Origin of the sequence: Geomonas diazotrophica, assembly GCF_018919385.1 — a bacterium.
Classification (GTDB): Bacteria; Desulfobacterota; Desulfuromonadia; order Geobacterales; family Geobacteraceae; genus Geomonas; species Geomonas diazotrophica.
In genome coordinates this window covers 38,763-62,613 of sequence record NZ_JAHLMF010000004.1, presented here as the reverse complement: position 1 = coordinate 62,613, position 23,851 = coordinate 38,763, and the positions used below count along the sequence as shown (strand labels likewise).

Annotated in this window: 21 protein-coding genes; all 21 read left to right on the top strand. The window is 62.2% G+C overall.

All coding sequences use genetic code 11. The features are described 5' to 3' along the window. Positions 1–126 precede the first annotated feature (126 nt). The 21 genes from feoB to KOM00_RS05010 all read left to right on the top strand — a co-directional run bounded on the left by feoB (position 127) and on the right by KOM00_RS05010 (position 23,851). Positions 127–2,118, top strand: coding sequence for a ferrous iron transport protein B (feoB, locus tag KOM00_RS05105; protein ID WP_216497760.1), 1,992 nt, complete (start codon positions 127–129; stop codon positions 2,116–2,118). Between the two features lie 234 nt (positions 2,119–2,352). Next, positions 2,353–2,535: a hypothetical protein gene (locus KOM00_RS20590; RefSeq protein WP_236026753.1), complete on the top strand. Its 183-nt coding sequence runs from the start codon at positions 2,353–2,355 to the stop codon at positions 2,533–2,535. Positions 2,536–2,590: 55 nt separating this feature from the next. Then, positions 2,591–3,235: a metal-dependent transcriptional regulator gene (locus KOM00_RS05100; protein ID WP_216497759.1), complete on the top strand. Its 645-nt coding sequence runs from the start codon at positions 2,591–2,593 to the stop codon at positions 3,233–3,235. A gap of 498 nt (positions 3,236–3,733) precedes the next feature. Next, on the top strand, positions 3,734–5,530 hold the full coding sequence (locus tag KOM00_RS05095) for a methyl-accepting chemotaxis protein (protein ID WP_216497758.1): 1,797 nt from the start codon (positions 3,734–3,736) through the stop codon (positions 5,528–5,530). A 19-nt stretch (positions 5,531–5,549) separates the two neighbouring features. Then, positions 5,550–5,909, top strand: coding sequence for an STAS domain-containing protein (locus tag KOM00_RS05090; RefSeq protein ID WP_216497757.1), 360 nt, complete (start codon positions 5,550–5,552; stop codon positions 5,907–5,909). Next, positions 5,909–6,274 (top strand): response regulator, encoded by a 366-nt coding sequence (locus tag KOM00_RS05085; RefSeq protein WP_216497756.1) that lies wholly within the window; start codon positions 5,909–5,911, stop codon positions 6,272–6,274. The genes KOM00_RS05090 and KOM00_RS05085 overlap by 1 nt, the downstream gene beginning before the upstream one ends. After that, on the top strand, positions 6,271–8,361 hold the full coding sequence (locus KOM00_RS05080) for a chemotaxis protein CheA (RefSeq protein WP_216497755.1): 2,091 nt from the start codon (positions 6,271–6,273) through the stop codon (positions 8,359–8,361). The genes KOM00_RS05085 and KOM00_RS05080 overlap by 4 nt, the downstream gene beginning before the upstream one ends. 47 nt (positions 8,362–8,408) lie before the next feature. Next, on the top strand, positions 8,409–9,263 hold the full coding sequence (locus tag KOM00_RS05075; protein ID WP_407931676.1) for a CheR family methyltransferase: 855 nt from the start codon (positions 8,409–8,411) through the stop codon (positions 9,261–9,263). A gap of 47 nt (positions 9,264–9,310) precedes the next feature. Then, the gene (locus tag KOM00_RS05070; protein ID WP_236026752.1) at positions 9,311–9,757 is read left to right on the top strand and encodes a chemotaxis protein CheD; all 447 of its coding nucleotides are present in this window, start codon (positions 9,311–9,313) and stop codon (positions 9,755–9,757) included. Further along, positions 9,757–10,824: a protein-glutamate methylesterase/protein-glutamine glutaminase gene (locus KOM00_RS05065; RefSeq protein ID WP_216497752.1), complete on the top strand. Its 1,068-nt coding sequence runs from the start codon at positions 9,757–9,759 to the stop codon at positions 10,822–10,824. The genes KOM00_RS05070 and KOM00_RS05065 overlap by 1 nt, the downstream gene beginning before the upstream one ends. A gap of 159 nt (positions 10,825–10,983) precedes the next feature. Further along, entirely contained in the window at positions 10,984–12,219 is a 1,236-nt protein-coding gene (locus KOM00_RS05060; RefSeq protein WP_216497751.1) for an EAL and HDOD domain-containing protein, read from the top strand. A gap of 194 nt (positions 12,220–12,413) precedes the next feature. Then, positions 12,414–13,169 carry a 3-deoxy-manno-octulosonate cytidylyltransferase gene (gene kdsB / locus KOM00_RS05055; protein WP_216497750.1) on the top strand — a complete coding sequence of 252 codons (756 nt, stop codon included), beginning with the start codon at positions 12,414–12,416 and terminating at the stop codon, positions 13,167–13,169. Positions 13,170–13,291: 122 nt separating this feature from the next. Beyond that, on the top strand, positions 13,292–14,893 hold the full coding sequence (locus KOM00_RS05050; protein ID WP_216497749.1) for a CTP synthase: 1,602 nt from the start codon (positions 13,292–13,294) through the stop codon (positions 14,891–14,893). A gap of 229 nt (positions 14,894–15,122) precedes the next feature. After that, entirely contained in the window at positions 15,123–15,947 is an 825-nt protein-coding gene (gene kdsA / locus KOM00_RS05045) for a 3-deoxy-8-phosphooctulonate synthase (RefSeq protein WP_216497927.1), read from the top strand. A gap of 274 nt (positions 15,948–16,221) precedes the next feature. Further along, complete coding sequence (locus KOM00_RS05040; RefSeq protein WP_216497748.1) at positions 16,222–17,187, top strand: KpsF/GutQ family sugar-phosphate isomerase; 966 nt, start codon at positions 16,222–16,224, stop codon at positions 17,185–17,187. A gap of 282 nt (positions 17,188–17,469) precedes the next feature. Continuing rightward, on the top strand, positions 17,470–17,985 hold the full coding sequence (locus KOM00_RS05035) for a KdsC family phosphatase (RefSeq protein ID WP_216497747.1): 516 nt from the start codon (positions 17,470–17,472) through the stop codon (positions 17,983–17,985). A gap of 639 nt (positions 17,986–18,624) precedes the next feature. Further along, the gene (locus KOM00_RS05030; RefSeq protein ID WP_216497746.1) at positions 18,625–19,911 is read left to right on the top strand and encodes a nucleotide sugar dehydrogenase; all 1,287 of its coding nucleotides are present in this window, start codon (positions 18,625–18,627) and stop codon (positions 19,909–19,911) included. 33 nt (positions 19,912–19,944) lie between these two features. Next, positions 19,945–20,598 (top strand): acyltransferase, encoded by a 654-nt coding sequence (locus KOM00_RS05025; RefSeq protein WP_216497745.1) that lies wholly within the window; start codon positions 19,945–19,947, stop codon positions 20,596–20,598. A 3-nt stretch (positions 20,599–20,601) separates the two neighbouring features. Continuing rightward, the gene (locus KOM00_RS05020; RefSeq protein ID WP_302467694.1) at positions 20,602–21,702 is read left to right on the top strand and encodes a DegT/DnrJ/EryC1/StrS family aminotransferase; all 1,101 of its coding nucleotides are present in this window, start codon (positions 20,602–20,604) and stop codon (positions 21,700–21,702) included. A 27-nt stretch (positions 21,703–21,729) separates the two neighbouring features. Further along, positions 21,730–22,713 carry an NAD-dependent epimerase/dehydratase family protein gene (locus tag KOM00_RS05015; RefSeq protein WP_216497744.1) on the top strand — a complete coding sequence of 328 codons (984 nt, stop codon included), beginning with the start codon at positions 21,730–21,732 and terminating at the stop codon, positions 22,711–22,713. After that, positions 22,700–23,851 carry a DegT/DnrJ/EryC1/StrS family aminotransferase gene (locus KOM00_RS05010; RefSeq protein ID WP_216497743.1) on the top strand — a complete coding sequence of 384 codons (1,152 nt, stop codon included), beginning with the start codon at positions 22,700–22,702 and terminating at the stop codon, positions 23,849–23,851. The genes KOM00_RS05015 and KOM00_RS05010 overlap by 14 nt, the downstream gene beginning before the upstream one ends.

Here is a 23,851-nt window from a genome sequence, read left to right as displayed (position 1 = left end):
CCCTCGCGGCCACCGGACCGGCCAAGGCCCGAATCAAGCCGCACAAAATTTTTTCCCGCCATCATGAAAGTGACATTCATTGGCATTTCATTGGCAAACGAACGTTAAAAAGGGGTAGGTAGAATCATGTCATTTTTCGGTAAGAAGGGTTCCTGTCACGAAACTCCCACCGTCAGCAGCACCGGCGCCAAAAAAGTGGCCCTGGTCGGGAATCCCAACGTCGGCAAAAGCGTACTCTTCAACGCCCTGACCGGCGCTTACGTCACCGTCTCCAACTACCCCGGCACCTCGGTGGAGGTCTCCCGCGGCACTACCACCATCAACGGCGAGGAATTTGAGATCATCGACACGCCGGGCATGTATTCCATCCTTCCCATCACCGAGGAGGAGCGGGTCGCCCGCGAGATCCTGCTCACCGAGCGGCCGCACCTGGTGCTGCACGTGCTCGACGCCCGGAACCTGGAGCGCATGCTCCCCATGACGCTGCAGCTGATCGAGGCCGAGCTTCCGGTGGTGCTGGTGGTGAACATCATGGACGAGGCGGCGCGCATGGGGCTGGAGATCGACATCCCGCTGCTGTCAGAGCGTCTCGGCATCCCGGTGATCGGTGCCGCTACCGCCAAGAAGGTCGGCGTTCCTGAGATCAGGGCAGCCATCGCCGGCTCCACCGCGAGCAGCACCCCCCCCTTCGGATATTCCCGCCTCATGGAAGCGGACATCGCCGAGATCGCCGGCCGCCTGAAGGGGGAGTACATCCTCTCCAAGAAGTCGCTGGCGCTGCTCCTTTTGCAGGGTGACGACGAGGTGGCGGAGCTTGTGCGCACCAGCGAGGGGGAGGGCTTCGCCCTGGTCGAGGCAGCGGTCAGGGATAAACGCTTCGAGCGCAGGGAATCCTTCCACCTCGACCTCTCCATGGAACGCAAGGCGATCGTGAAGAAGGTGCTGGACGGTGCCTTCAGGACCCCGCAGAAGCGGGTGGTCACCCTGGCCGAGCGCATCTCGCGCCTGACCGTGCGTCCGACAACCGGCATCCCGCTGCTTCTCATCGTGCTCTATTTCGGCCTGTACCAGTTCGTCGGCGTCTTCGGCGCCGGGACCCTGGTCGATCTCCTGGAGGGGAAGGGATTCGAAGGGTTCTTCAACCCCTGGATCACCGGCGTCGTGAGGGGTAGCCTCCCCTGGCCCATCATCCAGGAGCTCTTCGTCGGCGAGTACGGCATCATCACCCTCGGCTTTCGCTACGCCGTCGGCATCATCCTCCCCATCGTCGCGACTTTCTTCCTCTTCTTCTCGGTCTTGGAGGACAGCGGCTACTTCCCGCGCCTGGCGCTTTTGGTGGACAGGGTCTTCAAGACCATGGGACTCACCGGCCGCGCCGTCATCCCGATGGTGCTCGGTTTCGGCTGCGACACCATGGCCACCATGGTGACCCGTACCCTGGAAACGGTGCGCGAGCGCGTCATCGCGACGGTGCTGCTGGCGCTGGCGATTCCCTGCTCGGCGCAGCTCGGCGTGATCATGTCCCTTCTGGCCAAGACCCCCGGGGCGCTCCTGGTCTGGGGCCTCTGCCTCTTTGGCATCTTCCTGCTGGTGGGGCTTCTCGCCGCCAAGGTGCTCCCCGGCGACACCCCGATGTTTTACATGGAGATCCCGCCCATGCGGCTGCCGCAGTTCTCCAACGTCTTGACCAAGACCTACACCCGCATGCAGTGGTACTTCATGGAGATCCTGCCGCTGTTCATCCTGGCCTCGGTGCTCCTGTGGCTGGGCAAGGTCACCCATTTCTTCGAGAAGATGATTGAGGCGATGACGCCGGTGATGGCTTCCCTTGGGCTTCCCAAGGAGAGTGCCGTCGCCTTCATCTTCGGTTTCTTCCGTCGCGATTACGGTGCCGCCGGCCTGTACGACCTGCAGAGCAAGGGGCTCATGAATGCGCGCCAGCTTACCGTTGCCGCCGTGACGCTGACCCTGTTCATCCCCTGCGTTGCGCAGTTCCTGATCATGAAGAAGGAGCGTGGCTGGAAGGTCGCCATCGGCATCGGCCTGTTCGTCTCCACCTTCGCCTTCGGCACCGGGTGGCTGTTGAACCGTTTCCTGCTCTTGACAAACATCCTGTAACTAATGGTGCGACACCCAAGATCATTCAAACAGGGATAAAAGGGATAAAGGGGATAAAGGCTCAAAACAACAATGGGGATAAGAACTACAGTTACCAAGATGGTGTCTTTTCTTTGCGACTTTGCGTCTTGGCGTGACACCGGTTTTTGCTTCAGGTGGTATCCCTTTGATCCCCTTTATCCCTGTTACGTCGGTTTTGTTTCCGGGACAGGTAGTACGTTAGTCGAGGTTTGCATGAGGTGCGGATTTTGCGGACATGAGTTTGCGGAGAGCGAAGGGAACGTGGGGTGCAAAAATTGCCCGATGTCATCCGGCTGCAAGATGGTAAAATGTCCCCGCTGCAATTATGAGAACCCGCCGGAACCTGCTTTCGTTAAAGGGCTCAAGAAGATGTTCGGCAAGAAGGATCGAGAGTAGCGCCTGGGCCCGTGGGCCGCAACTATGACCCCGAGTGAGGGAAAAAGGAGAAGTTATGAAGCTTAGCGATAAAGCGGAAGAGATACTGGAGGCGCTCTGGATCGAGTCGGAGGAGAAGGGAACCGGCTACGCCGAGCTGGACCGGATGGAGATCGATCCCTCTGATCCCGCCTACCACGAGCTCTCCGCGCACGCCCTGGTGGAGATCAGGGGAGGGCGCATCTACTTCCGCCCCGAGGGGCGCGAGGAAGGGCGCATGACCATCAGGCGGCATCGTCTCGCCGAGAGGCTGATGATGGACGTGTTGAACATCAGGGGCGAGAGCGGTGATGTGAAGGCCTGCCAGTTCGAGCACCTCTTGAACGAGGGGGTCGACAGCAAGGTCTGCACCATGCTGAACCACCCGGCGACCTGCCCGCACGGCAAGCCCATCCCTCCCGGGGAGTGCTGCGAGGAGGCCCGCAAAACCGGCGACCTGGGCGTGGTGCCGCTCACCGAGCTGAAGCCGGGCGACGACGGTGACATCGCCTACATCCAGACCGAAGACAGCAAGAAGATGCAGAAGCTGATGGCGATGGGGGTGCTCCCGGGGAACCGGATCTCCCTGCTGCAGGCGTTTCCCTCCTACATCTTCAGGGTCGGGTTCTCCGAATTCGCCATCGACTCGGCCATGGCCCGCGAGATCTTCGTCAGGCGCTAGGCAAGAACGCCTTCGCCCCCCCATACCACCCTCGCAGCAACAAGGGCGTCCCTTCACCTGGACGCCCTTTTTTTTCCTCCGCAATCCCGACCCTTAAAAGCGTGGCGCGAAGAACGCCGAGCATCCGCCAAGGATGCAAAGAAGGCTTTTGGTCGCGACAAGAGCCTTCTTCCTGACCTTTGCGTGCTTTGCGTGCTTTGCGTGACCGCTTCACTAAGGGGTGTTTCCGGAATTCCACCGTAAACATTTTTTGTGGTCAAAAGTGCCCGAGATTACGGCGATGTTGCCTTTTTTCGGGGGGAAGCGGCCGAAGCCGCGGAGTAAGAACACCAATTAGGGCGCATACTTCCCATTAAATTGCCGAAGTTTTGGATTCCATGAGAAAAAGGTTTCAAGATCTGCCCCCGCCTGTCGATAAATTAACTCAACCGGGCCATTGGTGGAAAAATCGGGAGAGGCCCGCCGTTTACCAACCTCATACGAGTTAAAAGGAAAGTTATGATAGCTGCCGGCAATGATACCAGCGCCCGGGAATCCGAAACACGGGCACTAGCGCCGGGATGGTCCGGCGTCCTGGCCAAGGCTGCGGCGGAGCTTGCCGTGATATCGGGGACCACCGAAGACGAGTTCCTGGCGATCGGTGGCAGGCTGCAGGACTTCTACCAGCGCGGCTTGGGAATCTCCGGGCTCGCCTCGGAAATGGTGGGCGAGGTCGCCGGCGATCACGTGACCGGCGCCATGGACCGCCTGGGAGAGATGCTCGACCACATGGGGCATTACGTGGACCGGGCCCAGAACGAGATCGAGGGGAGCGCCCAGACGCTGCGCGAGATCCTCGGGCTCCTGGAGAAGGTGAGCGATCCGCTCTCCGGCTTCAAGAAGGTGAACAAGGTGCTGCGCATGCTGGGGATCTCCACCAAGATCGAGAGCGCCCGGCTGGGGCAGAGCGCCGCGGGGTTCGACACCCTTGCCAGCGACGTCGGCGAGCTATCGGTCCAGGTGAACGAAAAGGCCGCCTTCATCCTGAGAAGAAAGGACGACCTGGCGCGGGAAATCGAGCAGACCCTGACCGGGGTACTCGAGAGCGGCGCCCAGCAGCACGATAAGGTAATCGAGGTCCTGGCACGGACCAAGAAGAGCCTGCAGTCCCTCACCGAGATCAATTCGCGCTGCTCAAGCTCCGTGGCGCTGGTCTCCGCGGTCTCCGACGAGGTGTACCGCTCCATCGGCGACGTGGTCATGTCCATGCAGGCCCACGACATCGTGCGCCAGCAGATCGAGCATGTCGAGGAGGCGCTTTCCGAGGTCAAAGAGGGACTCGACGCGGGAAGCTGCGGCGCCGACGCGACAGCCACCATCTGCGAGCTGCAGATAGCGCAGCTGCGGCACGCCTCCGACGAACTGGACGGCGCGGTGCGGGTCATCATGGAGAGCCTCAGGGAAGTGGCCAGGAAGCAATCCGGTCTCTCCGCCCAGACCAGCGGCATGTCCGGCATCGCGGACCAGGCGGGGGGAAGCTTCTTCACCGGCATGGAAAGGGACATCTCGGTGGTCTCCGACGCGCTCCTGGAGAGCTCGAAGGTGAACCAGGCGCTGTGCGTGGCCATGGGGACCGTCGCCGAGACGGTGGGGGAGATCGCCAATTTCGTGGGCGACATAGAAAAGATAGGCGAGGAGATCAAGCTGATCGCCCTGAACGCCCAGATCAAGTCGGCCTATACCGGCGACGAGGGGGCGGCGCTCGGGGTCCTGGCTGAGGCCATCCAGCGGCTTTCCATCGACGCCATCGACCATACCGGCGCGGTCTCCGGGACGCTGCAGGGGATCATCGCGGTCACCGACCGGCTCAGCCAGGGGGTGAGTGTCGAGACCACGGGGCTTGAGTCCGAGGTGCACGGCATGGTGCAGACCCTTTCCGGCCTGGTGCAGACATTGAGGCAGGTGAACGACACGCTGCAGCACTCGCTGCACAAGATGGACGACGCGGTGACCCGGCTCTCCACCGACATCGAGCAGGTGGTGTCGGGGATGACGGTGCACCGCAAGGTGGCCCAGGTGCTGGAGGAGTCGATCCGGGCCATCTCCGGCGTCGCGACCGAAGCCCGCAGGCTGGCCCCGGCCGGCTCGGGGGGGAACCTGGACCAACTGGCCCAGCGCTACACCATGCAGAGCGAACGCAGGATCCACGAGTCGCTGAGCGGTCCCGCCACCGGGGGGAGAATGCCCACCCAGTCCGCGCCGCGGCAACCTGCGGCCGACGAGGACGAATTGGGCGGCAACGTGGAACTTTTCTAAATCGAGGACGAGGATCCATATGGACGAGGTGAAGTTGGAACGGGTAAAAGACCCGCAAGGGGCGACGGAGGTTCTGAAGGTATCCGGCGGGGTCACCATCTGCGAGGCCCGGGACTTCCGGGAGGCGCTCCTGGCGGCACTCGAGGCGGCTCCGGAGGTGCGGGTGGACGTCTCCGCACTGACCGGGATCGATCTGACCGGGCTGCAGCTATTGTGCTCGGCGCACCAGAGTGCGTTGCGCAGAGGCAAGAACCTGCATGTCTTCGATGGCGGCAACGCCACCTTCCGTGAAGCGGCGAACGGCGCCGGATTTCAAAGGCACACCGGGTGTCCGCAAGATCGAGCTTGCAGTTGCATCTGGGTAGGAGGAGAGAGCTAATGGCCAAAGTGATAATGACAGCGGATGATTCTGCCAGCGTACGGCAGATGGTGACCTTCACCCTTAAGCAGGGTGGCTACGACGTGGTGGAGGCCGTGGACGGCAAGGATGCGCTGCAGAAGCTGGCCACCACCAAGGTGGACATGCTGATCACCGACCTTAACATGCCCAACCTCGATGGCATCGGGCTGATCAAGGGGGCGAGGTCCTTGGCCAGCTGCAAGTTCATACCCATCGTGATGCTGACCACGGAATCCCAGGACTCCAAGAAGCAGGAAGGAAAGGCGGCCGGCGCCACCGGTTGGATCGTCAAGCCGTTCAAACCCGAACAACTGATGGCGGTTGTGAAGAAGGTGCTGGGATGATCGATCTGCATCGGCAGGCATTCAAGGAAGAGGCATACGAGCTCCTGGCTGAACTGGAGTCTTCGCTTCTGGAGCTTGAGGAGCGCCCCGATGACCAGGACCTGATCGGCAGGGTGTTCCGTGCCATGCACACCATCAAGGGGTCCGGCTCCATGTTCGGCTTCGACGACATCGCGAGCTTCACCCACGAGGTGGAAACCGTTTTCGACATGGTGCGCAACGGCAAGCTCAACGTCACCGGCCGACTGGTGAACCTGACCCTGGCCGCCCGGGACCAGATCCGGGCCATGCTCGATGCCGCCGACAGCGGCGCCGAAACCGACCTGCAGGCAAGCGCCGAGATCATCGTGGGGCTGCGCGAGCTGGCCGGCTTCGTCGCTGCCGACGGGGGGACCCCCGAGCGGCAGGAGAAGGCGGAGACCCAGCGCAAAGACCCCGTCACCTACCGGATCCGCTTCGTGCCGCCCCGGGACATCTTCGTCACCGGCACCAACCCCTTGAACCTCCTGGCCGAGATGAAGGAGCTCGGGACCTGCACCTTGGTTGCACAGACCGACGGCTTCCCGCCGCTGGAGGAGATGAACCCGGAAGGGTGCTACGTCTACTGGGAAGTGATCCTCACCACCGACCAGGGCGAGAACGCGGTGCGCGACATCTTCATCTTCGTCGAGGACGACTGCGAGCTGAAGATCGAGGTGGTGGCGGAGCACAACCGCTACGACGAGCAGCAGGATTACAAGAAACTGGGCGAGATCCTCCTGGAGCGCGGGGACATCACCGCGGACGAGATGAAGGCCGTGCTTTCCCGGCAGCGCAGGTTCGGCGAGCTCGCCATCTCCGAGGGGATCCTCCCCGAAGGGAGGGTGCAGGCGGCCCTGGCGGAACAAAAGCATGTGAAGGAGGTGCGCCAGGAGAAACAGGCGGCGGACGCCTCATCGAGCATCCGGGTCCCGGCCGAGCGGCTCGACCTCCTGGTGAACCTGGTGGGCGAGATGGTGACGGTGCAGGCGCGCCTGTCCCAGACCGCTGCCCAGCGCGACGACGCGGAGCTCATGGCGATCGCCGAAGAGGTCGAGCGCCTGACCGCCGAGTTGCGCGACAGCGCCCTCAACATCCGCATGCTTCCCATCGGCAGCACCTTCAGCAAGTTCAAGCGCCTGGTGCGCGACCTCTCCGCAGAACTGGGCAAGCAGATCGAGATGACCACGGAAGGGGAGGAGACCGAGCTGGACAAGACGGTGATCGAGAAGTTGAACGACCCGCTGGTGCACCTGATCAGGAACAGCATCGACCACGGTATCGAGCTTCCCGAGCTGCGCGAGGCGGCCGGGAAACCGGCGCGCGGCACCGTGCGCCTCGCGGCGGTCCACTCCGGCGACAGCGTCCTCATCACCATAGCCGACGACGGGGCGGGTCTGGACAAGGAGGCGATCCGCACCAAGGGGATCGAGCGTGGCATCATCTCTGCGAGTGCCGAGCTCTCGGAGAAGGAGCTCTTCGGCCTCATCTTCGCCCCCGGCTTCTCCACGGCCAAGACCGTTTCCTCCATCTCGGGACGCGGCGTCGGCATGGACGTGGTGAAGCGGGCCATCGAGTCCCTGCGCGGCAGCATCGACATCACCAGCGTGCGCGGCCAGGGGACCTGCATCACGGTGAAGATCCCGCTCACCCTGGCCATCATCGAGAGCCTGCTGGTGAAGATCGGCAACGACTCCTTCATGATGCCTCTGGCCCTGGTCGACGAGTGCGTCGAGCTGACCCGCGAGGACGTGGCGCGCTCGCACGGCAGGAACCTGGCCCACGTGCGCGAGCACCTGGTTCCCTACATACCGCTTAGGGAGCACTTCCGCATCACCGGTCCGCCGCCGGAGATCGAACAGATCGTGATCACCCAGGTCAACGGAACGCGGGTCGGCTTCGTGGTGGACCACGTCATCGGCGAGCACCAGACCGTGATCAAGTCGCTCGGGCGCGCCTACAAGGATACCGAGGGGATCTCGGGCGCCACCATCCTCGGGGACGGCTCCGTCGCGCTGATCCTGGATATCCCGCAGCTGGTGCAGGCCGTCGAGACGGAACAGAATTGACAAGTGGGGGAGGGGCAGCGTCTATGCATGCAGCGAGGTCCGTTATCATGGAAGAGCCATGTGTCGTTGAACACACCGCAACCCTGTCGGCGCGCGACTTCGGCAGGCTGAGCCGGTTTATCTACGATACCTGCGGCATCAAGATGCCGGAGGTGAAGAAAACCATGCTGGAGGCGCGTCTTCAAAAGAGGCTGCGCGGTCTCGGAATGCACAGCTTCACCGACTACTGCGATTTTCTCTTCTCCGCAGAGGGGATGGAGAAAGAGCTGGTGCAGATGCTGGACATGGTCACGACCAACAAGACCGACTTCTTCCGCGAACCGGACCATTTCAATTACCTGACCCAGACGGTGCTCCCCGATTGGGTGAAGAGGCATCCCGGCGCGACCCTTTCCATCTGGAGCGCCGGATGCTCCTCCGGCGAGGAGCCCTATACCCTTTGCATGGTCCTCTCCGAATACGCCCTGCGCAATCCGGGGTTCGACTTTAGGATCCTTGCCACCGACATCTCCACGCGCGTGCTGGAAAAGGCCAGGACGGCGATCTACACCGAGAGCCAGGTCGAGCCGGTAGCGATGGAACTAAAGAAAAAGTACCTCTTGCGCAGCAAGGACCGCTCCAGCGGCATGGTGCGCATCGTCCCGGAACTGCGCGAGAAGGTGCGCTTTCGCCGCCTCAACTTCATGGACGAAGACTTCGGCATGCGCGAGCAGCTGGACATCATCTTCTGCCGCAACGTCATCATCTATTTCGACCGCCCCACCCAGGAGAGGCTGCTGCAGCGTTTCCACCGCCACATGAAGCCCGGCGCCTACATCTTTATGGGGCACTCGGAGACTTTGAGCGGCCTCGACGTACCGTTGGCAAGCGTCTACCCGACGGTGTACCGAAGGCCGAGGTGATGCCGGCGGCGCAGGGAAAGGTCGTCTTTCTGAAACCGGGCCAGATAATGGTAAGCTCTGAGCCTGTCCTGGTGACCACCCTGCTCGGTTCCTGCGTTGCGGTGACCATCTTCAGTTGCAGGCTGCGGCTGGGAGCCATCTGTCACGCCCAGCTCCCAAGCAGCGACAATCCCTCCGGCGGCGAGCACGACGGGTATCGCGGCAAGTACGTCGATTCCGCCATCAGGGCGATGCTGGAGCGGCTGATGCAGCGGGGGGCGCTGCGCGGGGAACTGGAGGCGAAGGTCTTTGGCGGGGCCGACATGTTCGACGCCCGCGGCAGGATGCGCAGCGTCGGCCGGCAGAACTCGGAGATGGCGCTCAGGGTCCTCGCGCACGAGACGGTCCGGGTGGCCAAGCAGGACCTCGGGGGGGAGCGCGGCAGGAAGATCATCTTCCACTCCAACACCGGTGAGGTCCTCCTGAAGCGAATGAGAAAATCGGGGGGGTGTTGATGCCCAAAAAGATAAAGGTACTGATAGTGGACGACTCGGCCGTGGTGCGTCAGACCATGGTGGAGATCCTCTCCTCTGACCCGCAGATCGAGGTGATGTCGACCGCCGGCGATCCCTTCATCGCCGCCGAACGGATCCGGCAGGAAGTGCCCGACGTGATCACCCTCGACGTCGAGATGCCCAGGATGGACGGGATCACCTTCCTGCACAAGATCATGAGCCAGCACCCCATCCCGGTGGTGATGTGCTCGAGCCTCACCGAAAAGGGATCGGAGACCGCCCTGAAGGCCCTTGAGTACGGCGCGGTGGAGATCATCCAGAAGCCGCGCCTGGGGACCAAGGCGTTCCTGGAGGAGTCCCGGGTGAGGATCTGCGACGCGGTGAAGGCGGCGAGTCAGGCCAGGCTGCGGCGCGTCTCCGCGGTCACCCACCAGGTGGCGCCCAAGCTGACGGCCGACGTGATCATGGAAAAGCCCAAGAGCCAGGCGATGATGCAGACCACCGAGAAGGTGGTCGTGGTCGGCGCCTCGACCGGCGGGACCGAGGCGCTTCGGACCTTCTTGGAGTCGCTGCCGGCGGACTGTCCCGGCATCGTTATCGTGCAGCACATGCCGGAGGGTTTCACCCGCGCCTTTTCCCAGCGGCTGGACGGGTTGTGCCGGATCACGGTCAAGGAGGCGGAAAACAACGACACCGTCGTGCGCGGCCGGGCCCTGATCGCGCCGGGGAACCACCACCTGCTTTTGAAGCGAAGCGGCGCGCGTTACTACGTCGAGGTCAAGGACGGGCCGCTGGTGTCGCGGCATCGCCCATCGGTCGACGTGCTGTTCCGCTCCGCCGCGCGCTACGCCGGCAAGAACGCCGTAGGGGTGATCATGACCGGTATGGGGGACGACGGCGCGCACGGCTTGCTCGAGATGAAGCAGGCGGGTGCCCTGAACATCGCCCAGGACGAGGCGAGCTGCATCGTCTTCGGGATGCCCAACGAGGCGATCAAGCTGGGAGGCGTCGACTACGTCCGTCCCCTGGACTCCATCAGCCGCGAGGTACTGAGGCTCTGCAACTAACGCTGCTAACGGCCGTTTTACGTTCTGGGTTCTATGTTAGAGGCAGCAGGCAGGGCACGGCGCTATCGACCGAGAAACTTGATCGGCAAGAGGTATCACGTAGAACGTAGAACGTAGAACGTAGAACGTAGAACGTAGAACGGGTTCTAGGGGTTTGCCATGCTTGAGGAAAAGTTCTTTCTGGGGCGCCAGCCCATACTGGACCGGACCCAGCAGATCATGGGGTTCGAGCTCCTGTTCCGCTCGCCGGAGAGCCTGCTCTCGGCGAACATCCTCGACGTGCAGGCGGCCAGCGCCAGCGTCATCGTCAACGCCCTCGCCCAGTTCGGCATCCAGGACGTCCTTGGCCGGCACAAGGGGTTTTTCAACGTGACCCGCGAAGTGCTGATGAGCGACGCCGTCGAGCTCCTGCCCAAGAACCGCGTGGTGATCGAGCTGCTGGAAAGCATCGTCGCCGACCAGGAGGTTTTCGACCGCTGCCGCTCCCTCAAGGCCCTGGGCTTCAGCCTCGCCCTGGACGACCACGTCTACTCCCCCGCCTTCCATGACATCTACCGCCTGGTCGACATCGTCAAGGTGGACGTGCTGGAGACGCCTGCCCACGCCCTTCCTGAAATGGTGGAAAACCTCAGGAAGTGGCCGCTCACACTTTTGGCCGAGAAGGTCGAGAACGCGGAGCACTACAAATACTGCTCGCAGCTCGGCTTCGACCTGTTCCAGGGATACTACTTCGCCCGTCCGGTGGTGCTCAGGCAGAACAAGATCGATATCGGCAAGATCACCATGATGCAGCTCATGAAGCAGGTGATGTCCGACGCCGACTGGGCCGATATCGAGGAGACCTTCAAGCAGAACCCGGGGCTCACCTACAACCTGCTGCGCCTGGTGAACTCCGTTGCCATGGGGCTCCGGGTACGGATCAAGACGCTGCGCCACGCCCTGACGGTCCTCGGGCTCGAGCAGCTAAAGCGCTGGATCACCCTCGCGCTGTACGCCTGCAACGACCAGAACGGGGTGCAAAGCCCGCTGCTGGAGATGGCGGCCACGCGCGGCAAGTTGATGGAACTCCTCATCCTGGCCTCGCGCGGCCGCGGCGCCGGCGAGCTCGCCGACCAGGGGTTCATGGTAGGCATACTCTCGCTCATCGACGTGCTGTTCGAGGATGCCATGGCCGAGCTGGTCGGCAAGCTGAACCTCGTGGAGAACGTGAAGAGCGCGCTGCTGCACCACGAGGGGGAGCTGGGGTCACTGCTGGTGCTGGCCGAGCTGCTGGAACAGACAGACTTCCCGGCCGTAAGCGAGCAGTTGGATGTCTGCGAACTGGAGCTTGATCAACTCCTCTCCGCCCAGCTGGAGACCTTCTCGTGGGCCGACAAGCTGAGCGCATCCCTCTAATTTCACTCCTTGACACGAACCTTTCTTTTGATGTAACTTGTTTCGTCCCGCCAGACAAGGGACGGAGCCAGAGGTTCAGGCTGCGCTCCACCGGCTAAAATCGCAGCAAAAGCCAGCCATAAAAATCACCAAACCACAACCGCAACCAGGACACGACGCCGGCTCGGCCGGTGCGGGTCGTACTGAGACGCCAAATGAAAATAACCGCGGTAATTCCCGCCAGGTATGCTTCCACGCGTTTTGAGGCTAAGGCATTGGCGGACATCATGGGGAAACCCATGGTGCAGCATGTGTATGAGCGTGCTTCGAAGGCCACCCTCGTTTCCGAGGTGATCGTGGCGACCGACGACGAGCGGATCGCCGCCGCGGTGCGCGCCTTCGGCGGGCGGGTGGAGATGACCTCGGTGGAACACGAGACCGGGACCGACCGGCTGGCCGAGGTGGCGGGGAGGCTCGACGCCGACATCATCGTCAACGTGCAGGGGGACGAGCCGCTCATCGACCCGGCCATGATCGACCAGGCGATCGCACCGATGCTCGAGGATCCCTCGATCCCCATGGCGACCCTTAAATGCCGCATCAAGACGTTGCACGACTTCCTGTCACCCAACGTGGTGAAGGTGGTGGCCGACCCGAAGGGGAACGTACTCTATTTCTCCCGTTCGCCGCTGCCGTTTTTCCGCGACAAGTGGAACGATCTGAAGGACGATGCCTTCTGCTGCGGCAAGCTTTTATGTTACAAGCACGTGGGACTCTACGTGTACCGCAGGGAGTTCCTGCCGGTCTTCGCGGCGCTTCCGCCCAGCTACCTCGAGATGGTCGAGAAGCTCGAGCAGTTGCGGGTTCTTGAGAACGGCTACCGCATCAAGATCGTCGAGACCGAGTGCGAATCGATCGGCGTGGACACCCCGGCCGACCTGGAGAAGGTCCTGGCCAAGTTGAAAGGCTAAAAAGCAGATTGAGATTGAGATTGAGATTAAGAATGAGATAGAGATTCAAGGCGAGGATGAGATCAGAGGCGGTACTTCTATCTATATCTTTGTCTTGATCTAGTTAATTGGAGGTTTTTTCAGTGAAGACAAAATTCATCTTTGTTACCGGCGGCGTTGTCTCCTCCATAGGTAAGGGACTCGCCGCCGCTTCTTTGGGCGCTCTGCTGGAGGCACGGGGGCTCCGGGTCACCATCCAGAAGCTGGATCCGTACATAAACGTCGATCCGGGCACCATGTCTCCCTTCCAGCACGGCGAGGTCTTCGTCACCGACGACGGCGCCGAGACCGACCTGGACCTCGGGCACTACGAGCGCTACACCTCCAGCAAGCTCTCCAAGAAGAGCAACTTCACCACGGGGCAGGTCTACTTCTCGGTCATCGAGAAGGAGCGCCGCGGCGATTACCTGGGGGGGACCGTCCAGGTCATCCCGCACATCACCGACCAGATCAAGGCCAACATCCTTGACAACGCCAAGGGAAGCGACATCGCCATCGTCGAGATCGGCGGCACCGTGGGCGACATCGAGTCGCTGCCGTTTCTCGAGGCGATCCGCCAGTTGAAGAGCGACCGCGGCGCGGGGAACGTGCTGTACCTGCACGTCACCCTGGTCCCCTACATCAGGACCGCCGGGGAGCTTAAGACCAAGCCGACCCAGCACTCGGTCAAGGAGCTGCGCGAAATCGGCATCCAGCCGGACATCCTTTTGTGCCGCTGCGAGCAGGAGCTCCCCCAGGACATGAAGGCGAAGATCGCCCTGTTTTGCAACGTCGAGGAGAAGGCGGTCATCACCTCCCGCGACGCCGAGCACATCTACGCGGTGCCGCTGGCATTGAACCTGGAAGGGCTCGACGACCAGGTGGTTGAGAAGCTCAACATCTGGACCAAGGCGCCGGACCTCTCCCACTGGCAGCAGGTGGTTTCCAAGCTCACCAACCCCGGCTGCGGCGAGGTCCGCATCGCCGTGGTCGGCAAGTACGTCGACCTCAAGGAATCCTACAAGTCGCTCTCCGAGGCGCTCACCCACGGTGGCATCGCCAACGACTGCCGCGTCACCCTGGTCTACCTCGACTCCGAGAAGATCGAGGAGGAGGGGGCCGAGAAGTACCTAGCCGACGTGGACGGCATCCTGGTACCGGGCGGCTTCGGCGAGCGCGGCACCGAGGGCAAGATCAAGGCCATCGAGTACGCCCGCGTCAACAAGGTCCCCTTCTTCGGCATCTGCCTCGGCATGCAGATGGCCGCCGTCGAGTTCGCGCGCAACGTCTGCAAGCTCCCCGAGGCCTTCTCCAGCGAGTTCAAGCCCTCTTGCCAGAGCCCGGTGATCCACCTGATGGAAGAGCAGAAGGGGGTCGACAAGAAGGGCGGCACCATGCGCCTGGGTGCGTACCCCTGCTCCCTCACCAAGGGGACCTTCGCGCAGAAGGCCTACGGCGCCACCGAGATCTCCGAGCGTCACCGTCATCGCTACGAGTTCAACAACGTCTTCCGCGCCGCACTGGAAGAAAAGGGGCTGATCATCTCCGGCATCTACAAGGAAGGGAACCTGGTTGAGATCGTCGAGCTGGCCGACCACCCCTGGTTCCTCGGGTGTCAGTTCCATCCCGAGTTCAAGTCCAAGCCGCTCAACCCGCACCCGCTGTTCAAGGCGTTCATCGGTGCCACCAAGGCAAGGAAAGGCTAGCAAACCGCCTCACGCAAAGACGCAAAGACGCAGAACAAACCACTGAACAGGGATTAAGGGGATAAAAGGGATAAAGCGGGAAAGCGATTATTGGTTTGACCCAAAATCCTTTTTCGTTTTATCCTGTCCCTTTGATCCCTGTTAAACGGTTTGCTTTGCTTCACTTTGCGTCTTTGCGGCTTTAGTGAGTGAAAGCGAACGAGCGTGAGACGCAAATAGGAGAAAGATGATGATTCGCGAGATCTCGGTAGGAAACATAAAGATTGGCGGGAACAGGCCGCTCGTGCTGGTTGCGGGGCCGTGCGTGATAGAGAACGAAGCGGCGACGCTGCGTCACGCTGAACGCCTGATGAGCATCTGCAACGGCGTCGGCATTCCGCTGATCTTCAAGGCCTCCTACGACAAGGCGAACCGCACCTCGGTCACCGCCTTTCGCGGCCCCGGGATGGAAGAGGGACTCAGGATCCTGGCCAAGGTGAAGGAATCGCTGGGTGTTCCGGTTCTTTCCGACATCCATTCCATCGAACAGGTGGAGCCGGCAGCGGACGTTTTGGACGTGCTGCAGATTCCCGCCTTTCTCTGCCGCCAGACCGACCTCCTGGTCGCCGCTGCCAGGACCGGCAAGGTCGTCAACGTGAAGAAGGGGCAGTTCCTGGCCCCCTGGGACATGAAGAACGTGGTCGGGAAGATCCGCGCCTGCGAGAACGAGAACATCATTCTCACCGAGCGCGGCGCGAGCTTCGGCTACAACAACCTGGTCGTGGACATGCGCAGCTTCCCCATCATGCGCTCCACGGGTTTCCCGGTCATCTTCGACGCCACCCACAGCGTCCAGCTCCCGGGAGGCGAGGGGACCTCGTCCGGCGGGCAGCGCGAGTACGTCGAGTTCCTTTCCCGTGCGGCGGTTGCCGCCGGTGTGGACGGCGTCTTCATGGAAGTGCATGAGGAGCCCGAGCGTGCCCTTTGCGACGGACCTAACTCGGTGCGCCTGGACGACCTGCCGGCACTTCTGAAGAAACTGAAGGCCATCGACGCAATCGTGAAACAAGCGTAAAGGCAACTCACGCAAAGCCGCGAAGACGCAAAGACAAGGCCGGGTAAGCAAGGATAAAGAAGATAACCGCGGAAAAGCGAACTTAACGCCAAGACGCAAAGAAGAGGACAAGACCAAAGGTTTGGTTTTAACCCCAAAGTCTTTTAGGTTGTATCCCCTTTATCCCTTTCATCCCTGTTTAAATGATGTTTGCTTTTGGTTTTGCTTTACTTTGCGACTTTGCGTCTTGAGTGAGCGAAGCGAACGGGCGTGCCCCTTTTTAAAGGAGTTGAACTTGATTTTAGAAGAAGCAAAGCGGGTGATCAGAGTCGAGGCGGAGGCGCTTTTGCACCTCGAAGCCTCGATTGACCAGGCCTTCGAAAAAGCCGTACAGATGATACTGAACACCACCGGGCGCGTCGTCGTCACCGGTATGGGCAAATCCGGCCTCGTCGGCCAGAAGATCGCCTCCACCATGGCCTCCACCGGCACCCCCGCCTTTTTCCTGCATCCAGCGGAAGGCATTCACGGCGACCTGGGGATGATCATGAAGGGGGACGTCGTGATCGCCATCTCCAACTCCGGCGAAACCGACGAGGTGGTGCGCATCCTCCCGATCATCAAGCGTCTGGGGGGCTCCCTGATCGCCATGGCCGGCAACCCCAACTCCACCCTGGCCAAAAGCGGCGATATCTTCCTCGACATCTCGGTGAAGGAGGAGGCGTGCCCCCTGGGGCTCGCCCCGACCGCATCCACCACCGTGACCATGGCCATGGGCGACGCCATCGCCGTGGCGCTCCTGGTGAGCCGCGGCTTCAAGGCGGAGGACTTCGCCATGTTCCACCCCGGAGGCACGCTGGGGCGCAGGCTCCTTTTGAAGGTGGAGGACATCATGCACTCGGGCGAGGGGCTCCCGCTGGTCGGCTCCGAAACCCTGATGCGCGAGGCGCTCTTCACCATCACCTCCAAGGGGCTGGGCATCACCGGCGTCACCTCTGAAGACGGCGCCCTGCTCGGGGTGATCACCGACGGCGACCTGCGCCGGGCGCTGGGACAAGGGCTCGACATCATAAACCTCCCGGCATCGGCGCTGATGAAGAAGGGCCCCAAGCGGATCCGCCGCGACGAGTTGGCCGCGCGCGCCCTGCAGCAGATGGAGCAGTATTCCATCACCTCGCTTTTCGTCTTCTCCGACGATGACGCCGTCGCTCCGGTCGGCATCGTGCACCTGCACGACCTTTTGAAGGCGGGCATAGCATAGAAGCTTTGTCACGCAAAGCCGCAAAGTCGCAAAGCAAACCTCAGAGCTCTCAACAGGGATGAAGGGGATGAAAGGGATAAAAGCCATATAAAGATTTTGTGCTCATAGTGTTTTTGCGCGATTTTTATTGTCTATCCCTTTTATCCGTTTTTATCCCTGTTAAATGTTTTTGCCGTACTTTGCGTCTTAGCGTCTTTGCGTGAGCAGGTTTGTTTTGTTTTTTTGTGCAGTTCTTAGCGTCTTTGCGGCTTTGCGTGAGCGTGAGGCTTAAGTGAGGTTTTCATGGAAGAAAAGCTGAAGAAGATCAAGTTGCTGATACTCGACGTCGATGGCGTGCTGACCGACGGACGCATCATATTCGACTCCAACGGCGTGGAGAGCAAGTTCTTCAACGTGAAGGACGGTCACGGCATCAAGATGCTGCAGCGCTCCGGCATCGAGGTCGGCATCATCTCCGGACGCGAGTCGCAGGTGGTCTACAACCGTGCCGTGGAACTGGGGATAGGGCAGGTGTACCAGAAATCCCTGGACAAGCTCGTCCCGTACCGCCAGATGCTGGAGGCCACCGGCCTCTCCGACGAGCAGGTCGCCTTCATGGGGGACGACGTCATCGACATCCCGCTGCTCAAACGGGTGGGATTCGCCGCGGCGCCCGCCGATGCCGTACAGGAGGTTCTTCCCTTCGCCCAATTCGTCGCCAGGAACCGCGGCGGCTGGGGAGCGGTGCGCGAGCTCTGCGACCTGATCCTGAAGGCCCAGGGAACCTGGGAAAGCGTCACCTCCAGGTATTACGTCTGAGTGTTAAGACACCACCCCAAAAGGTGACAGGTATTTCCATGATTGGGGGGAGATGTAACTCCAAGACAGTCTGGATCATCGTAAACGCCTTTAGATGGATCCCTGAACTTTTTGATCAGCCAATCAAGTTACAATAGTTGAAGCGCGACCATATATTCTTACTCTGCCTGAAACGAAGGGATGTCAACATTTGGACATCCCTTTGCTTTTTTGACACGATCTCCCCGCTTTCGTGCGTATTGTCCCTTCCCCACTGTTTTTCGCTTGTTCCTTTCTGAGTATTTTCTGATACACTACCCCTGGCCCGCTGAGCCTGAACCAATGAAAAAAAAGGCCCAGCCACCGCTTCAAAGAGTTCCCACCGTCTGCCGTACCTGAATCCTGTTTTTTCCATCAAGAGATGAACACCGGCATGAAAGCTGCTTTAAGTCGTTTCGGGCAGGTGCGCTGCCTTGGCCCGGAGACCAGGCGGCCATCGTCTCCCCCGCAACGGCTACCTGCGGATCGCTGCTGCCGGAACATGCCCCTGTTTATCGACTCCCCTACGGGGTACTGGTGCCGTAGAGCTTGAATGGAAGCAGACTTTTTGTTCAATGAATTTTTGTGTTGTGAAATCCACTGCTGAGGAGACCATGTCAGATGAACCACAATCGTATTATCTCCGTTATCGGTTTGGGCTATGTCGGCCTGCCGGTGGCGGTCGCCTTTGGCAAAGTGCATAAAACCTATGGCTTCGACATCAACGCCGCGCGCATCCAGGAGCTGAAAAGCGGGTACGACCGTACCGGAGAGGTGACTGAAAGCGAGCTCCGCGAGGCCGATATCGTCTTCACCGACAGCATAGAGGTGTTGAGCGAGGCCGACTTCCACATCGTAGCGGTGCCGACTCCGGTTGACTCGGCCAATCAGCCGGACCTCACCCCGATGCTGCGTGCGTCCGACACGGTGGGGAGGGCCCTGAAAAAGGGGGACATCGTCGTGTACGAGTCGACGGTCTACCCCGGCGTGACCGAGGACGAATGCGTTCCCATCCTTGAGCGCGTCTCCGGGCTTGCCTGTGGCACCGACTTCTTCGTTGGGTACAGCCCGGAACGGATCAACCCCGGCGACAAGGAGCACACCTTCACCAAGATCAAGAAGGTGGTCTCCGGCCAGGACGCCGCGACCCTCAAGATCGTCGGGGACGTCTACGAGTCGGTCGTCACCGCCGGCGTGCACCGGGCCCCCTCCATCATGGTCGCCGAGGCCGCCAAGGTCATCGAGAACACCCAGCGCGACCTCAACATCGCCCTTATGAACGAGCTTGCCCTCATCTTCGACCGCATGGGGATCGACACCAACTCCGTGCTGGAGGCGGCCGGGACCAAGTGGAACTTCCTGAAGTTCCAGCCCGGACTGGTGGGGGGGCATTGCATCGGGGTCGACCCCTACTACCTCACCCACAAGGCGGAGAAGCTCGGCTACATCCCGCAGGTCATCCTGGCCGGCCGGCGCATCAACGACGGCATGGGGAAGTTCATCGCCCAGCGCACCGTGAAGGAGATGATCCGTGCGGGGCACAACGTGCTCGGGGTCCGGGTCACCGTGCTCGGCCTGACCTTCAAGGAGGACTGCCCCGACCTGCGCAACTCCAAGGTGATCGACATCATCCACGAGCTCCAGGACTACGGCATCGAGGTCCAGGTCTGCGACCCCCTGGCCGACCCTGACGAGGCGCGGCACGAATACGGGGTCACCCTCGTTCCCGCCGACAAACTGCAGGTCGCCGAGGCACTCGTGATCGCCGTGGCGCACAAGGAGTACCGGGGGATGTCTCCGGAACAGCTCAAGGGGATGATGAACGGCTCGCCGCTCGTGATCGACGTGAAAGGAATCTTCAAGGCCGAGCAACTCGCCGCGCACGGGATCCGGCTCTGGAGATTGTAGGCCGGCGACGGCACCCGCCCGTCAGGAGGAGAGATGGATTACTTCGTACACGAATCGTCCTATGTCGATGAAGGGGCACAAGTTGGTGCCGGCACCAAGATCTGGCACTTCTGCCACGTCATGTCCGGGGCAGCCATCGGCGAGCGCTGCAGTTTCGGCCAGAACTGCGTGGTCTCCCCGGGTGTGGTGATCGGCTCCAACGTGAAGGTGCAGAACAACGTCTCCATATACGAGGGGACGGTCATCGAGGACGACGTCTTCCTCGGTCCCTCCTGCGTGCTCACCAACGTCACCAACCCCAGGTCCCAGGTGCTGCGCCGCGCCCTCTACGAGAAGACTTTGCTCAAGCGAGGCTGCTCCATCGGCGCCAACGCCACCGTAGTCTGCGGCATCACCCTCGGGCGCTACGCCTTCGTGGCGGCCGGGGCGGTGGTGGCCAAGGACGTCCCCGATTACGCCCTGATGGTCGGCGTACCTGCCCGGCAGAAGGGGTGGATGAGCCGCCACGGCCATCTCCTGAAGAGCCCGGACCGTGACGGGGTGATGACCTGCCCGGAGAGCGGGCTTCGCTACCGCGAGGTCGAGCCGGGGGTGCTGCGCTGCCTCGACCTGGACGAGGAGGCCCCGCTGCCCCCCGAGCTTGCGGTGGGCAAAGAGTTCTACGATGTCTTGAAAGGGGGCGACTAGGCCGTGACCAAGTTCGAATTCATCGATCTGAAGAGCCAGCAGCAGCGCATCATGCCCGAGCTGGAGCGGCGCATGAGGGAAGTCCTCGCCCACGGGCAGTACATCATGGGGCCTGAGGTGGCGGAGCTCGAGGAGAAGCTGGCCGGCTACGCTGGGACGAGGCACTGCGTCACGGTGGCGAGCGGCACCGATGCCCTCCTGGTCGCCCTGATGGCCCTGGGGATAGGGCGTGGCGACGAGGTGATCACCTCCCCCTTCACCTTCATAGCCACCGGTGAAATGATCGCGCTCTTGGGCGCCACGCCGGTCTTCGTGGACATTGACCCGGCAACCTACAACATCGACCCCGCCAGGATCGAGGCGGCCATCACCCCCCGCACCAGGGCGATCCTGCCGGTGAGCCTCTACGGGCAGTGCGCCGACTTCGACGCCATCAACGAGATCGCCGCTGCACACGCCCTTCCGGTGATCGAAGACGCCTGCCAGAGCTTCGGGGCCACCTACCGCGGACGGCGCTCCTGTTCACTCTCCAGCATCGGCTGCACCAGCTTCTTCCCGTCCAAACCGCTTGGCTGCTACGGCGACGGGGGGGCCTGTTTCACCGACGACGATGACCTCGCCCTGAAGATGCGCCAGATCCGCGTGCACGGGCAGGACCGCAGGTACCACCATCCCGCCCTGGGGATCAACGGCCGCATGGACACCCTCCAGGCCGCCATCGTTCTCGCCAAGCTCGACGTCTTCGAGGACGAGGTGGCCGCCCGGGGGCGCATCGGGGCGCGCTACGGCGAGCTCCTGCAGGGATGCGTCGGCACCCCCACCCTCGCTGCCGGCAACGGCTCCGTCTACGCCCAGTACACCGTCCAGGTGGAGCGGCGGGAGGAGCTGCAAAAAGGGTTGGCCGAGGCGGGTATCCCCACCGCGGTGCACTACCCGATCCCCCTGCACCTGCAGCCCGTCTTCGCAGGGCTCGGGCTCAAAAGGGGTGACTTCCCGGTATCCGAGGCGGCCGGGGAGCGGGTGATGAGCCTCCCCATGCATCCGTACCTGACGGAGGAGCAGCTTGCTTCCATCGCGGAGCAGGTGCAGCGCCTCACCAGATAAACCGAACCCTCACCAAAAGGAAAACCGATGGCATTGAACGAGATCAAAGGAAGCAAGGTAGTGGTAATCGGCGGCGCAGGTTTCATCGGTTCCCATGTCGTAGGCGAACTGCTGAAGACCGAGGCCGGCTCCGTGGTGGTCTACGACAACTTCACCCGCGGCAAGATGTCCAATCTCGACCCGCACCTGGCCGACCCCCGCTGCACCATCTATCCGCACGGCGGTGACGTGCGCGACGTCGACCTTTTGGACGACGCCCTGAAGGGGGCCGACTACGTGGTGCATCTTGCCGCCATGTGGCTCTTGCACTGCAAGGACTTCCCGAGGACCGCCTTCCACGTAAACATCGAGGGGACCTTCAACGTCCTCGAGGCGTGCGTGCGCAGCCAGGTGAAGAAGCTGGTCTACTCCTCCTCCGCGTCGGTGTACGGCGACGCGGTCGAGGTCCCCATGACCGAGGAGCACCCCTTCAACAACCGCAACTTCTACGGCGCCACGAAGATCGCCGGCGAGGCGATGTGCCGCGCCTACCACGACCGCTACGGCCTGGACTACGTGGGGCTGCGCTACATGAACGTCTACGGCCCGCACCAGGACCAGACCGCGGTCTACACCGGCGTCATCCCGATCATGCTCAACAAGATCGACGCCAACCAGCAGCCGGTGATCAACGGCGACGGCTCCCAGGCCTACGACTTCATCGACGTGGAGGACGTCGCCCGCTGCAACGTCATGGCGCTTCTCTCCAAGGCGACCGACCGCTTCTACAACGTGGGGACCGGGGTGCAGACCTCGATCCGCGAGCTGTGCGACCTGATCCTCGAACTCAAGCAGAGCGACCTCAAGGTCGAGTACCGCCCCTACAGCGCCGACGACGCCCGGGCCCTGGTCCAGAACCGGATCGGTTGCCCGAAGAACGCGCAGGCCGACCTCGGCTTCACCTACAAGCTTTCGCTGCGCGACGGGCTCAAGAAGCTGATCGCCTGGAGGGATGTCCATGGCGCACGATAAGCGCACCATACAGATCTCGCTCCCCTGCACCGGGGAGGAGGAGTGGCAGGCCTGCCGCGGTCCGCTCGAGAGCGGCTGGCTCACCCAGGGGCCCAAGGTGGCTGCCTTCGAGAAGGGGTTCGCGGAGCGGCACCGGGTCAAGCACGCCCTCGCCACCACCTCCTGCACCACCGCACTGCACCTGGCCCTCGCCGCGCTCGGCATCGGCCCGGGCGACGAGGTCATCGTCCCCGCCTTCACCTGGATCGCCACGGCCAACGCGGTCATTTACTGCGGCGCGACCCCGGTCTTCGCCGACGTCAGGCGGGACACCTACAACATCGATGCCGAAGACGTCCAGCGTCGCCTGACCCCCCGGACCAAGGCGATCATACCGGTGCACCTGTTCGGGCTCGCCGCCGACATGGACGCCCTGCGCGCAGTGCTCCCCGAGGGGGTGCGCGTCGTGGAGGACGCCGCCTGCGCCTCCGGAGCCGCCTATCACGGAACCCCCGCCGGGGGACTGGGCGACTTCGCCGCCTTCTCCTTCCACCCGCGCAAGTCGATCACGACCGGTGAGGGGGGGATGCTCACCACCAACGACCCCGAGCTGGCGGAGATCGCCAACATGCTGAGAAACCACGGCGCGAGCCTCTCCGAGGAACAGCGCCACCTCGGGCCGCGACCTTACCTCCTGCCGGAATTCAACCTGCTCGGCTTCAACTACCGGATGACCGACCTGCAAGGTGCGGTGGGACTGGTGCAGCTTGGCAAGCTGGACGGCTTCCTCGCCGAGCGGCGCCGCTGGGCTGATTGGTACCGCGAGGAGTTGGGCAAGATCGGCTGGATCCGCCCGCCCAAGGTCCCGAAGGGGTACGAGCACGCCTGGCAGGCCTACGTCACCTACGTCGACCCGGAAACCGCGCCCTTTCCCAGGAACGAGATCATGGACCGGCTGCAGCAGCGCGGCATCGCCACCCGCCCCGGGACCCACGCCGTGCACATGCTCGGCTACTACCGCGACCGCTTCGGGCTCAAGCCTGACGACTTTCCCGGGGCGCGCGACTGCGACGCCCACACCATGGCCATCCCGCTGCACAACCGCATGTCCGACGAGGACTACGCCTACGTTGTGCAGGCGCTGAAGGAAATAGCCTGA